The following is a 13,441-nucleotide window of genomic DNA, read 5'->3' as shown; positions in this document are numbered from 1 at the left end:
CTTTCCAGATCAACCGATCGAGCCGCCCCGGTCCGGGCGGCTAGCTTCCCTCTCGCCAGGCGCGCCACAGTCGCGCGTAGCGGCCTCCCAGGGCCACCAGTTCCTCGTGGGTGCCGTGCTCCACGACGCGTCCGGCGTCCAGCACGGCGATCCGGTCCGCCGCCATGGCCTGGGTGAGCCGGTGCGCCACGAACAGCGTGGTCCGGCCCGCGCAGGCGGCCAGTACGGCCCGTTCCAGCTCCGCCGCGCCCTCGCTGCCGGCCTCGGCGGTGGACTCGTCGAGCACCACCACCGGGGAGCGCGCCAGCACCAGGCGGGCCAGGGCGATCTGGGCGACCTTGGTGGCGTCCAGGCGCTCGCCCCCCTCGCCCACCGGGGTGTGCGGTCCCTCGGGCAGGGCGGCGACCCAGCCCTCGGCCCCCACCGTGCGCAGCGCGTCCAGGAGTTCGGCCTCGGTGGCCTCGGGCGCGGCCAGGCGCAGGTCGTCGGCGAGGGGGCCGGAGAACACGTGCGTCTCCTGCGTCAGGATGCTGACCAGGGCCCGCGCCCCGGCCTCGTCCAGGTCGGCGAGGTCGGTGGGACCGACGCGGACCGTCCCGGCCTGGGGGCTGCCGATGCCGGCGATCAGCGCGGCCAGGGTCGACTTGCCCGCGCCCGTCGCGCCGACGAGGGCCAGCGAGCCGCCCGCCGGGATCGTCAGGTCGACGTCCCGCAGGACCGGCTCCTCGGTGTCGGGGTAGCGGAACGTCAGTCCCGTCACGGTCACCGGGTACGGCACGACGACCGCCGGCGTGACGTCCGGGTCGCCCACCAGCCGGCCGTCGCCGCCCTCGCCGAGCACCCCGACGAGCCGGGTCAGGCTCGCGCCGGACTTCTGGGCCTCGTCGAAGGTGAACATGATGGAGCCGAGGGGAGTGAAGAGCCGGTGGAAGAGCAGGGGGGCCGCCGACACGTCGCCCAGGCTCGCGGCGTCGGCCTCCAGCAGGACGTACCCGACCACGAGGATCAGGGTCAGTCCGATGAACTCGGCGCGGTTCTCCCGGCCGACGAAGCGGCCGAAGAGGTGGAACACCTCGATGCCGAGGTCGCGCACCCGCCACGACTCCCGGGTGACCCGGTCGCGGACGGCGCCTTCGAGGCGGTACGCCCGGACGGTGTCGATCCCGTTCAGACCGCTGATGAGGGCCTGCGCCCGGTCGGCCTGGACCGCGCGCTGCCGGCGGTAGAGCGGGGCGGACCGGGGCAGGTACCAGCGCAGGGCCAGCGCGTACGCGGGCAGGGCGGCGGCGCCGGCCAGGCCGAGTCGCCAGTCGAGGCCGAACATGCCGACCGTGGCGATGGCGACGAGCACGCCGGCCGAGAAGACGGTGGGGACGGCCGAGCGGATGCCCCGGGAGATCACGGCGACGTCGTCGCCGACCCGGGACAGCACGTCCCCGCGGCCGACCTCCTCGACGCGGGCGCTCGGCATGCCCAGCACCGCCCGGACGGCGCCCTCGCGCAGCTTCGCGAGGAGGTCCGCGCCCAGGCGGCCGATCAGGTACGTCGACAGGGCGGTGGCCGCCGCGCCGAGCAGCGCGGCGGCCACCATCCACGCCCCCGTCGTGACGAGGATCGAGCGCGGTTCACCCGCGACGACCCCGTCCACGACGCGTCCGAGCAGGAGCAGCGGCAGGACCTGGAGCGCCGCTCCGGCCACCGTCGTCAGGGCCGTGGCCAGGGTCAGCCACGGCACCTCGCGGCAGTGGGCCACCACCCAGCGGCCGGCTTCGCGTCCGCCGGTCGTGCGCAGGGTGGCGGTGGTGGCGGGGGTGGGGATCGTGTCGGTCGTGCTCACACCCGACCGACCGACTTCACGAGCTCGTCGATCGCGTAGGGCAGGGAGGGCAGGGTGCCCTGGGAGATGGCGGCGCCGACGGCGGGGCCCTCGCTGTCCAGCAGGTAGGAGACCTTGCCGTTCTTGACGGCGGAGAGGTTGTTGAAGAGTTCGGACTTCTTCAGCGCCTCCTGGTCGGCCTTGTCGCTGATGACGAAGAGGCGGTCGACGTCGATGAGGTCCATGCGCTCGGGGGACAGCGTGGTGTAGAACTTGCCGCCCGCGATCTTGTCGATCTCGGTCTGCCCCTTGAAGCCGATGCCCGTCACGAGCCGGCCGCGCACGTCGGTGGTGGTGAACGGGGCCACCGAGTCCTTGTACCAGGACAGCGCCACGGCGGTCTGGCCGGCGAACTCCGGGTTGGCCTTGCGGGCCGCTTCGAGCTTGGCCTCGATGCCCTTCACCATCTCCTGGCCCTTGGCCTCCTGACCGAGCGCCTTGGCGATGTGGACCGCGTTGTCCTGCCAGGGGGCGCTGAAGGGCTCCTTCTCGGCCTTGGTGCGACCCACCGTCGGGGCGATCTTGGAGAGCTTGTCGTAGGCGGCCTGGTCGATCTCGGAGTAGACCGCGACGATCAGGTCGGGGCGCAGCGCCGCGATCTTCTCGTAGTTGGGGCCGGAGTCGCCGTTGTTCATGACGACCTCGGGGCGGGTGTCGCCCCACTTGTCCTTCACCCAGGGCCACTGGGTGTTGATGTCGGGGGTGGTGCCGGGCGGGTTCGGGTACTGGTCGACCATGCCGACCGGCTTGATGCCGAAGGCCAGGATGTTCTGGTCGTCGGTGTAGCCGACGGAGACGACCCGCTGCGGGGCCTTGGCCACCTTCGTGGACCCGAACGCGTGCTCCACGGTGACGGGGAAGGCGCCGGCCGCGGCGGCCGGGGTGCCGTCACCCTTGGTGTCGCTCTTCTTGTCGCCCTTGTCCTCCGCCCCGGAACCACATCCGGTGAGGAGCCCGAACCCCAGGGCCGCGGCGGACAGCAGAGCCGCCGGTCGCCGCCAGGAGTCCATACGTACCGTTCGATGGAGGAGCATCCGCAATCCCTTGCTTTCCGTGCCATCCATTGCAGTCCCGCCCGAGGGCAGCCAAACCCTACCGCGCTCTAGTGAGGCAAGCCTAGCCTTACTTGCCTCGTATCTTTGACCGACCTAATCCGGCCGGACGTGGGCCCGCCCGATCGGCACGATCAACGGCCGGTCCCCCACCGGGTCCTCGATGACCCGGGCGCGCAGACCGAACGCCTCGTGCAGCAGATCGGGGGTGACCACGTCGCGCGGATGACCCTGCGCCAGGATCTCACCCGCCTTCATCACGACGAGGTTGTCGCTGTAGCGGGTGGCCAGATTGAGGTCGTGCAACACCATCACCACCGTGCATCCGCCCTCGTGCAGGTCGTCCACGAGGTCGAGCACGTCGATCGCGTGCGCCAGGTCGAGGTAGGTCGTCGGCTCGTCCAACAACAGCAGGTCGGTGCCCTGGGCCAGGGTCAGCGAGATCCACACCCGTTGGCGTTGGCCGCCCGACAGCGCGTCGACCGGACGGTCGGCGAGATCGGCCACGCCGGTCATGGCCAACGCCTTCTCCACGACGGCCGCGTCGTCCGAGGACCACTGGCGCAGCCAGCTCTGGTGCGGATGGCGCCCCCGGGCGACCAGGTCGGCCACGGTGAGCCCGTCGGGGGCCACCGGCGCCTGCGGCAGCAGCCCGAGCTTCTTCGCGACGTCCCTGGTCCTGAGCGCGGCGATGTCCTCGCCGTCCAGCACGACCGTCCCCCGGGTCGGTTTCAGCAGCCGCGAGAGGGTGCGCAGCAGGGTCGACTTCCCGCAGCCGTTGGGGCCGATGATCGTGGTGATCACCCCCGGCGGGATCGACACGTGCAGGTCGTCGATGACGGTGCGGTCGCCGTACCCGACGGTGACGCCCCTGGCCGCGAGGCGCGCGGTGTCGAGCGCCCCCGGCTTGGTCCCGGTGGTGTGCGAAGTGGCCACGAGTCCCCCTGACATAGGCCCGGCTGAGGATGGATCGGTCAACGGAGGTTCGCCCGGACCAGGAGGTAGACGAGGAAGGGGCCGCCGATCGCGGCGGTGACCACGCCGACCGGCAGGGTGATCGGCAGTGCCGTACGGGCGACCAGGTCCGCGCCGATCAACAGCAGGGCCCCGGTCACCCCGGAGGCCACCACCGGCGGGGTCGGGCACCGGGTCAGGCGCATCGCGACCTGCGGGGCGACCAGCGCCACGAACGGGACCGGGCCGGCCGCGCTCACCGCCACGCCGGCCAGCAGGACCGCGCACAGCAGGAGCGTCGCCCGCACCCTGGTGTGGCGCACGCCGAGGCCCGCGGCCACGTCGTCGCCCAGGTGCATGGGCTTGAACTGGAACGAGGCGCACGCCACGACGGCCAGCAGGACGACCGCGCACCACGACGCCACCCGGACGTCGTCCCACGACCGGTTGTCCAACGAGCCGATCAGCCAGGCCTGGGCCCTGGCCACGTCCCTGATGTCGGCCTCGACCAGCAGCCAGGTCGTGACGGCCTCCATCACGGCGCTCACCGAGATGCCGATGAGGATGAGCCGGAAGCCGTCGACCCCGCGCCGCCAGGCCAGGAAGTAGACGAGGAGGCCCGTCAGGAGGCCGCCCGCGAGCGCCGCCCCGGACAGGCCCACGGAGTCCACCACGGCCGCGGCGGTGCCGCCCGACACCGTCACCAGGAACACGGCGACGACGCCGGCGCCCCCGGTGATCCCCAGGATGTCCGGACTGGCCAACGGATTGCGCGCGATGGACTGGGTCAGGGCCCCTGAGATCCCGAGGGCGACGCCGACCACCGCCCCGGCCAGGGCCCGCGGCATCCGCAGGTCCATGACGACGAACTCGTCGACCTGCTCGCCCCGCCCCAGGATGGTGGCGACCACCCGGGGCAGCCCGATGGGGAAGTCACCGACCCCGATCGACAGGCAGAACAGGAGGAAGGTCAGCGCGGCCAGCAGCAGCGTGACGCCCGCGTGCCAGGGCCGCCACACGAACGACACCCGGCCGATCCGTACGCCGGGCGTCAGGCCCGGCGCCGGCGCGGACCCCGCCCCGCCCGCGTCCGTCCGCGCGTTCGCGCGCGCGCCCGTCACCGCGTTCACGTCCAGGTCTCCGCTCACACGTTCCTCAGCTTTCCGCGCCACACCAGGACCGCGAAGAACGGGGCCCCGAGCAGGGCCACGACGACGCCGGCGTCCAACTCGCCGGGCCGCACCAGCAGGCGCCCGGCGATGTCGCAGACCAGCAGCCCGATGGCCCCCAGCAGGCCCGCGTACGGCACCAGCCAGCGGTAGTCCGGCCCGGCGAGGTACCGGGCCACGTGGGCCACCATGAGGCCGAGGAAGGCGATGGGGCCGCACGCCGCCGTCGCCGCGCCCGCCAGCAGGGTGATGGCGGCGATGCCGACGGTCCGGCTCAGGGCGATGTTCACGCCGAGGGCCCGTGCCACGTCGTCGCCGAGGTTCAGCAGGTTGACGGCCGGGAGGGTGGTGAGGGCCAGGACCAGCCCGACGCCGACGAACACGGACACGGGCCGGATGACGTCGTACCCGACGCCGGCCACGGACCCCGAGTTCCAGAAGCGGAACGCGTTCAGCGAAGCCTGGTCCGACAGTGCGACGGCCGTCGTCATCGCCGCCAGGAAGACCGTGATGCCCTGCCCGGCCAGGGCGAGCGTCAACGGGTTGCCCGCCCCCCGGCCGACGCTCGACAGCCCGAACACGACCACGCCGGCGACCGCCGCCCCGAGGAAGGCGAACCACACGTATTGATAGGGGTTGGAGAGCCCGAAGACGGCGACCACCGACACCACCGCGAAGGAGGCGCCCGCGTTCACGCCCAACAGGCCCGTGTCCGCGATCGGGTTGCGCGTGTAGCCCTGGATGAGCGCGCCGCCCACGCCGAGGGCCGTGCCCGCCACGATCGCCAGGAGCGTCCGGGGCACCCGTACGGTCTGCACGATGAGCCTGATGTCGGTCAGTCTCCGGTCCGCGTCCGGACCGGCCCACAAACCGTGCCACACCTCCCCCGGACCGAGTGCCCGCGCGCCGACGGCCAACGACACCACCGCCGCCGCCAGAAGGATCAGCACGAGTGCGGCGGAGCCGACAACTCGACGCCGACGCAGGCCTGTTGTGCCCTTGAGCACAGGACGCTCGACTGCAATCGTGCCCATGTCGCTGTACGTTACCCTTCGATCCCCCGTGTAAAGCCTGCCCTGCCGAACCGCCCGCCGGCCCTCCCGGTGTCGCCCCGGGCGGGCCGGCGCAGGCGGTCATCCGGCCATGCGACCCGTACCGTCGACGACCCCGCGGACCGCGTCGACACCGGGGGCGAGGCCCCGGTCGACGAGGGAGTCCAGGATCTCCCCGACCCTGACGGCGGTGTTGGACAGCAGGGACGACGTGATCCCGTGCGTGTGTTCCGTACCGCCCTGCACGTAGATCCCGCAGCGCAGGTCGGGGTCGGTCGAGACGCGGTAGTCGCGCTCGACGCGGACCCGGCCCTCGTCGTCGCGCAGGCAGCGGTCGGCGACCTCGCCGAGGAGGCCGAGCGGGTCGGCGGGCAGGTAGCCGGTGGCGAAGACCACCACGTCCGCGTCCAGGTGCGTCTCCTCGCCGGAGACGAGGGAGCGGACCGTGGCGCGGACCCGGTCCGAGGTCTCCTTGACCTCGACCAGCCGGGAGACGTTGAGGAAGCGCAGGCGCTCGGTGCCGAGCACCTTCTCCCGGTACATCCGCCGGTAGAGGTCGTCGATCAGGTCGATGTCCACCACGGAGTAGTTGGTGTTGCCGTGGTAGTCCATCAGCCTGCGCTTGACCTGCTCCGGGGCGTCGAAGTACTCGCCCACCGCCTCCGGGTCGAAGATCCGGTTGGCGAAGCTGCTGTCGTCGGCGGGGCTGTACCCGTACCGCGAGAAGACGGCGCAGACCTCGGCCCCGGGGAACCTGCCGTGCAGGTACGCCACGTTCTCCGCGGCGCTCTGACCTGCTCCGACGACCACGAACCGGGTAGGCGCGGCGCCTTCGAGGGCCTCGACCTTGGCCAGCAGGTCGGAGTTGTGCCAGACCCGTTCGGTGCGCTCCACACCGTCGGGCATGACGGGGCGCAGACCGGTGCCGATCACGAGGTTGCGGGCCCGGTGGACCGCGAGGCCCTCTCCCGAGCGCACCGTCACGTCGAGGTGCTCGACGACCCCGTCGCGCAGGACGGGTGCGACGCCGACGACCTCGTGGCCGTAGGAGACCATGTCGTCGACGCGACCGGCGGCCCACTCGAAGTAGTCGTGGAACTCGACCCGCAGCGGGAAGAGGCTCTTGTGGTTGATGAAGTCGACCATCCGCCCCCTGCTCTGGAGGTAGCACAGGAAGCTGAAGTCGCTGGTCGGGTTCCGGAGCGTCACCAGGTCCTTGAGGAAGGACACCTGCATGGTCGCGTCGTCGATGAGCATGCCGCGGTGCCACCCGAAGGAGGACTGCTGCTCGAAGAAGAGGGCGTCGATCGCCCCCTGCCCGCCGGCACGGGCGTTGTGCTCTCTGACCGCGATGGCCATGGCCACGTTGGACGGCCCGAAGCCGATGCCGATCAGGTCGTGAATCAGGGGGGCTTCGCCATGACGAGGCTGTGCCATGTCACTCCCATCGTGCGAGGGCGACCACCGAGCCGGACGGGGCGGGGGAGGCGCCGGTGGTGCATCGGGGAATCGCGGGGGTCGGGCAGGCCGGCGGAACCGGAACCCGAAACTTAGGCAAGGCTAAGCTGATCAGGAGGACACTGTCGATAGACAAAACGGGCGCCCGGAATCCACAGGTCGTCAACCGGCGTGCCACCAGGCCCCGTTGCGCACTTAGGCAAGCCTTGCTTTACTCCATGGTGGCCGGCCCCCGTACCGAGGAGGAACCCATGCGCGTCGTCATGTTCGGTTACCAGACCTGGGGGCACCGCACCCTGCAAGCCCTCCTGGATTCCGAGCACGACGTGGTCCTGGTCGTGACGCACCCCAAGAGCGAGCACGCCTACGAGAAGATCTGGAGCGACTCGGTCGCCGATCTCGCCGAGGAGCACGGCGTCCCGGTGGTGATCCGCAACCGCCCCGACGACGACGAGCTGTTCGAGCGCCTCAAGGAGGTCGACCCGGACATCATCGTGGCGAACAACTGGCGGACCTGGCTCCCGCCGCGCGTCTTCGGCCTCCCGCGCCACGGCACCCTGAACGTGCACGACGCGCTGCTGCCCCGGTACGCCGGCTTCTCGCCGCTGATCTGGGCCCTCATCAACGGCGAGACCGAGGTGGGGGTGACCGCGCACATGATGAACGACGAGCTCGACGCCGGGGACATCGTGCACCAGGAGGCGGTCCCCGTCGGGCCGAGGGACACCGCCACCGACCTCTTCCACCGCACGGTCGACCTCATCGCCCCCGTCGTCGTGCGCGCCCTCGACGCCATCGCCTCGGGGCGGACGGAGTTCACGAAGCAGGACCGCTCCCGGGCCAGCTTCTTCCACAAGCGCTCCGTCGAGGACAGCCGCATCGACTGGGCCTGGCCGGCGGAGGACCTGGACCGCCTGGTCCGCGCCCAGTCCGAGCCGTACCCCAGCGCCTTCACCTTCCACCGGGGCCGACGGCTGGAGATCCTCACGGCCCGCGTCTCCCTGAACCGCTACGGCGGCACGCCCGGCCGCATCTTCTACCGCGAGGACGACGGCGTGGTGATCGTCGCGGGCGCCGACGCCCGCACCGGCCGCAACCACGGGCTGGCCGTCACGCGCGTACGCACCGAGGACGGTCGGGAACTGCCCGCGACCGAGTACTTCACCTCCATGGGCGGGTACCTCACCCACCGCCCCTGACCCCCGACCCCGACCCCCGCCCCGCCGGGGAGGCGCCGCCCACCGCACCGGACCGGTTCCGCGAAAGGGAAGGTCGATGACGCACCTCACGCCCCGGGGAACGCCGATGACGACCCGTACCGTGATCGAGTCCCCACCCCGGCCGGCGCCCCGGCCGGACGCGACGGTGGTGGTGAAGTTCGGCGGCAACGCCATGGTCGACGAGGAGCTGAAACGGGCCTTCGCCGCGGACGTGGTGTCCCTCAGCCGCGCGGGCCTGCGGCCCGTCGTGGTGCACGGCGGCGGTCCGCAGATCAGCGCGCTGCTGCGGCGGCTGGACCTTGGCGTGGAGTTCGTCGCCGGGCTGCGGGTCACCACCCCCGAGGTGATGCAGGTGGTGCGCATGGTGCTCGCCGGCCAGGTGCAGCGCGAGCTGGTGGGACTGGTCAACGAGCACGGCCCGTTGGCGGTCGGACTCACCGGCGAGGACGCCCACACCCTGACCGCGGTGCGGCGCCCGGCCCGGGTGGACGGCCGGGAGGTGGACATCGGGCTGGTCGGCGAGGTGGTCGAGGTGGACCCGGAGACGCTGCGCGCGCTGCTGGACCGGGGCCGGATCCCGGTCGTCTCCCCCGTGGCCCGCGGCACGGACGGCCAGGTGTACAACGTCAACGCGGATCTCGCGGCGGCGGCGCTGGCCGCCTCCCTGGGCGCGGAGAAGCTGATCGTGTTGACGGACGTGGCGGGGCTGATCCCCGACTGGCCGCACGGCGGGGACGTGGTCGAGCGGCTCACGGCCGGCGAGCTGGAGGCCCTGCTGCCGTCGCTGGACGGGGGGATGGCCCCGAAGATGGAGGGCTGCCTGCGGGCCGTGCGCGGCGGGGTGCCGATGGCCCACGTCCTCGACGGGAGGGTGCCGCACTCGCTGCTCCCGGCGGCCTTCGACCACCGCACGGCGGGCACCGTCGTGGTCCCGGACCTCCCGGACCTCCCGGGCGCCGCGGACCTCCCGGGTGTCCGAGGCCTCCCGGAGCACACCGGGCCCGCCTGAGCGGCCGGGCCCGTACGGGCGCGCGGGGCGGGCCGGCCCGGTGGACACCTCGTCCGCCGGGCCGGCCCGCTTCCGCTTCAGCTTCCGGTATCGGCTTCCGATACCGGAGCCGGGTTCGGCCTCGCCCCCGGCTTCCGCGTCCGGGGGCGGCGCCGGCGCGCGTCGCCGCCCCCGGGCCGCCGTCACAGGGTGAGCGCGTAGACCCGTGAGCCCCGGTCGGGGTCGAGGGCGGAGGCCCAGGCGGCCGGCGCCCGCTCGGGGGCGGCCGGTTCGAAGCCGTGCCGCAGGAACAGCACGGCGGATCCCCGGGTGGCCGTGAAGATCCGGCCGGCGGCCAGTCGCCGGGCCCGTGAGAGCGCGGCGCGCAGCAGCGCCGATCCGATGCCCAGACCCTGGCTGCCCCGGGCGACACAGAAGTTGTGGAGCACCGCCACGCCGTGCCCCTCGTCCCGTACCGCGACGCAGCCGGCCGGGCGGCCGGCCGCGTCCTCCACGACGAGGAACTCGCGCAGGTGGGCGCGGTAGTGGTGCGGGGGGCGGGCGCGTAGCTCGCCTGACGGTACGAAGGCCCGTGAGAGGGCGTACAGGGCGTGTGCGTCTCCCGGGCGGGCCGGACGGACCGGTACCGCGGGGAGCTCGACTGCGACTGGAATCACATTACTTAGGTTAGCCTTACCTATTTTGCAGGGTAAGGGGGACCCCCCGTCCCGCGCGCCCCTTCACCCGGAGGGAGCCGAACGGGCTCCCCGCACCCGTGCGGATCGCACACCCCGTCGGTGACAGGCGTGACTGTCGCGGCCCCCGCCGCGGGTGACACCGTGGTCGACGTCACCGACCGAGGGAGCAGGTGTGAACAAGGGGTACGCGGCGTTCTGCGACGCCGACCGCTGGTTCTACGACGCGCCGTACCACCGCGCCGAGGAGCTCTACCCCCTGGCGCTCGCGCCCGTACCGGCCGGGTGGCGTGCGCACCGCAGCGGGGACTGGCTCGCCCTGCGGCCCCAGGACGCCGAACTGCCCGCGCAGGGCTGGAAGATCCACGTGTCGGCCTGCCTGGACAACGCCGAGTCGATCCTGCGCCGGGTCCACACCCACTGCGTGGAACGGCGGATCGCCTTCAAGTTCGTCCCCGGCCGCCACCTGCTGCACCTGCGCAACGCCAAGTACGCCGACCGCGCGGCCGGCGGCAAGTTCATCACCGTCTATCCGGCGGACGAGGAACAGTGCGGCCGGATCGCCGAGGAGCTGGACGCCCTGCTGGCCGGCGAACCCGGCCCCTACGTCCTCAGCGACCTGCGCTGGAACGACGGCCCCGTGCACCTGCGCTACGGCAGCTTCACCCTGCGGCACTGCTACGACGAGCGGGGCGAACTGGTCCCGGCCGTCGAGGCCCCGGACGGCCGGCTGGTACCGGACCCGCGCGGCCCGGTGTTCCAGCCGCCCGAATGGATCGAGACGCCCGCCTTCCTGCGGCCCCACCTGGAGCGGCGCGCGGCCGTCACCCTCGCGGGCATCCCCTACACCGTCGAACGCGCCCTGCACTTCTCCAACGGTGGCGGCGTGTACGCCGCCCGCGACGACCGGACCGGCGAGCCGGTGGTCCTGAAGGAGGGGCGCCCGTACGCCGGTCTCGCCGCCGACGGCGCCGACGCCGTGACCCGGCTGCACCGCGAGCGGGAGGCCCTGGAGCGGCTCGCCGGACTGGACTGCGTCCCCGCGGTGCACGGCACCTTCACCGTCGGCGACCACCACTTCCTGGTCATGCAGCACCTGGAGGGCAAACCCCTCAACACCTACTTCGCCCGCCGGCACCCGCTGATCGAGGCCGACCCCGAGCCCCGGGAGCTGGCCGCCTACACCGAATGGGCGCTGAAGATCCACCGGCGGGTGACCGAGGCCGTCGAGGCGGTGCACGCCCGCGGCGTCGTCTTCAACGACCTGCACCTCTTCAACATCATGGTCGCGGAGGACCCGGACACCGGTGAACCCTCGGTCGCCCTCCTCGACTTCGAGGCCGCCTCGCGCGTGGGCGACGGGCGGCGGCAGACGGTCGCCAACCCGGCGTTCGTCGCGCCCGCCGACCGGCGCGGCGTCCGGGTCGACCACTACGCCCTGGCCTGCCTGCGCCTGGCCCTGTTCCTCCCGCTGACCAGCCTGCTGGTCATGGACCGGGCGAAGGCGGCCCACCTGGCGCGGATCGCGGCCGACCTGTTCCCCGTACCCCGACGCTTCCTCGACGAGGCGGTCGAGGAGATCCTCGCCGGCCCCGACGGCCCCACCGGACGGACCGGCCGCATCCCCGCTCCCGCGGGCCCCTACCTGCCCGTCGAGCCGCGCGACACGGAGGCGGCCCTGGCCTCGATGACGGCCGCCCTGCGGGCGAGCGCCACCCCCGACCGCGAGGACCGTCTCTTCCCCGGCGACATCGCCCAGTTCGCCGGCCCCGGCGGCGGGACCTGCTTCGGGTACGGAGCCGCCGGCGTCCTGTACGCCCTCGCCGAGACCGGAGCCAAGCCGTGGCCCCTGGCCGAGGAATGGCTGCTGGCCCGTACGAAGGAACCCGCCTCCGGCACCCCGCTCGGCTTCTACGACGGTCTCGCCGGGATCGCCTGGACCCTGGACCGCCTCGGTCACCGCGACCGGGCCCTGACCCTGGTCGAACGGCTGCTGGCCGAGCCCTGGCAGTCCGTCGGACCCGACCTGCACGGCGGCCTCGCCGGGATCGGCCTGGCCCTGGACTCCCTGGGCACGGCCACCGGCGAGGGCGCCCTGCACGAGGCGGCCCTGCGCTGCGCCGACCTGCTGTCGCGCGGGGTGCCCGGCGTCGAACGCGCCGGCCTGCTCCACGGCCGCAGCGGACCCGCCCTGCTGTACCTGCGGCTGTACGGGCGCACGGGAGACCCGGAGCTGCTGACGCGTGCGGGCCTGGCCCTCGACGGGGACCTCGACCGTTGCGTGACCAGCGCCTTCGGCACCCTCCAGGTCGACGAGGGATGGCGCACGATGCCCTACCTCGGCGCCGGCAGCGTCGGCATCGGCATGGTGCTGGACGACTGGCCCGCGCACGCGGAGCGGGAACGCTTCGAGACCGCGCGCCGGCAGATCGTCCGGGCCGCCCAGGCCACCTTCTACGCGCAGCCCGGCCTGTTCCGCGGCGCCGCCGGGATGATCCTCCACCTCGCCCGGACCACCACGCCCGGCCCCGGCACCGCACCCGAGGACATCACCCGCCAGATCGACGCCCTGGCCCGGCACGCGGTCCCCTACCGAGGCCATCTGGCCTTCCCCGGCGAGCAGTTGATGCGCCTGTCCATGGACCTGTCCACGGGCACGGCCGGCGCGCTCCTCGCCCTCGGCAGCGCCGCGCCCGGCGGGCGCGCGCACCTGCCCTTCCTCCCGCCGCCCACCGCGGCGGCCCCAGAGCCGGTCCCCCTCGCGGGGACCGTGACCCATCGGAACACACACCAGTGAAGAGGTACGCAGTCATGACGCTTCTCGACCTGCAGTCGATGGACACCGTCAAGGAAGAGACCACCGAGGCCGCCCACCTGACGGGCGGCGGCAGCCGCGCCAGCCTCCTCCTGTGCGGTGACAGCAGCCTGAGCATCACGACCTGTAACTGATCGGGTCTCTGCCGGGCCCGGTCGGTTC

11 protein-coding genes are annotated in these 13,441 nt (G+C 72.8%); 4 read left to right on the top strand and 7 right to left on the bottom strand.

Features of this window, described 5'->3' with window-relative positions:
• Positions 1-40 precede the first annotated feature (40 nt).
• The 6 genes from ACZ6ZI_RS17805 to ACZ6ZI_RS17780 all read right to left on the bottom strand — a co-directional run bounded on the left by ACZ6ZI_RS17805 (position 41) and on the right by ACZ6ZI_RS17780 (position 7,540).
• Positions 41-1,837, bottom strand: a complete 1,797-nt coding sequence (locus ACZ6ZI_RS17805) for an ABC transporter ATP-binding protein (RefSeq protein WP_469521544.1) — start codon at positions 1,835-1,837, stop codon at positions 41-43.
• On the bottom strand, positions 1,834-2,910 hold the full coding sequence (locus ACZ6ZI_RS17800) for an iron-siderophore ABC transporter substrate-binding protein (protein ID WP_469521541.1): 1,077 nt from the start codon (positions 2,908-2,910) through the stop codon (positions 1,834-1,836). Before ACZ6ZI_RS17800 ends, ACZ6ZI_RS17805 begins: the two co-directional genes overlap by 4 nt.
• A gap of 114 nt (positions 2,911-3,024) precedes the next feature.
• Positions 3,025-3,879 (bottom strand): ABC transporter ATP-binding protein, encoded by an 855-nt coding sequence (locus ACZ6ZI_RS17795; protein ID WP_469521536.1) that lies wholly within the window; start codon positions 3,877-3,879, stop codon positions 3,025-3,027.
• 23 nt (positions 3,880-3,902) lie between these two features.
• Positions 3,903-4,937 carry a FecCD family ABC transporter permease gene (locus ACZ6ZI_RS17790; protein WP_469521680.1) on the bottom strand — a complete coding sequence of 345 codons (1,035 nt, stop codon included), beginning with the start codon at positions 4,935-4,937 and terminating at the stop codon, positions 3,903-3,905.
• Between the two features lie 89 nt (positions 4,938-5,026).
• Positions 5,027-6,085: a FecCD family ABC transporter permease gene (locus ACZ6ZI_RS17785; RefSeq protein WP_469521534.1), complete on the bottom strand. Its 1,059-nt coding sequence runs from the start codon at positions 6,083-6,085 to the stop codon at positions 5,027-5,029.
• A 99-nt stretch (positions 6,086-6,184) separates the two neighbouring features.
• A complete protein-coding gene (locus ACZ6ZI_RS17780) occupies positions 6,185-7,540 on the bottom strand; it encodes a lysine N(6)-hydroxylase/L-ornithine N(5)-oxygenase family protein (RefSeq protein WP_469521531.1) in 1,356 nt (451 codons plus the stop codon).
• Between the two features lie 272 nt (positions 7,541-7,812).
• Between ACZ6ZI_RS17780 and ACZ6ZI_RS17775 the strand changes: the two genes are divergently transcribed.
• Positions 7,813-8,760 carry a methionyl-tRNA formyltransferase gene (locus ACZ6ZI_RS17775; protein ID WP_469521527.1) on the top strand — a complete coding sequence of 316 codons (948 nt, stop codon included), beginning with the start codon at positions 7,813-7,815 and terminating at the stop codon, positions 8,758-8,760.
• Between the two features lie 106 nt (positions 8,761-8,866).
• Entirely contained in the window at positions 8,867-9,790 is a 924-nt protein-coding gene (gene argB, locus ACZ6ZI_RS17770; RefSeq protein WP_469521524.1) for an acetylglutamate kinase, read from the top strand.
• Positions 9,791-9,972: 182 nt separating this feature from the next.
• Here the strand turns inward: argB and ACZ6ZI_RS17765 are convergent, their stop codons facing one another.
• Positions 9,973-10,446, bottom strand: a complete 474-nt coding sequence (locus tag ACZ6ZI_RS17765; RefSeq protein WP_469521521.1) for a GNAT family N-acetyltransferase — start codon at positions 10,444-10,446, stop codon at positions 9,973-9,975.
• Between the two features lie 193 nt (positions 10,447-10,639).
• On the opposite strand from ACZ6ZI_RS17765, the gene lanKC reads away from it, so the two are divergent.
• Positions 10,640-13,261: a class III lanthionine synthetase LanKC gene (lanKC, locus tag ACZ6ZI_RS17760; protein WP_469521517.1), complete on the top strand. Its 2,622-nt coding sequence runs from the start codon at positions 10,640-10,642 to the stop codon at positions 13,259-13,261.
• A 14-nt stretch (positions 13,262-13,275) separates the two neighbouring features.
• Complete coding sequence (locus ACZ6ZI_RS17755; RefSeq protein WP_031143925.1) at positions 13,276-13,413, top strand: SapB/AmfS family lanthipeptide; 138 nt, start codon at positions 13,276-13,278, stop codon at positions 13,411-13,413.
• Positions 13,414-13,441: the final 28 nt, after the last annotated feature.

It is taken from the genome of Streptomyces sp. NPDC103540 (assembly GCF_055584445.1).
The sequence above is the reverse complement of the archived record's forward strand: the minus strand, read 5'-3'. Positions and strand labels throughout refer to the sequence as shown.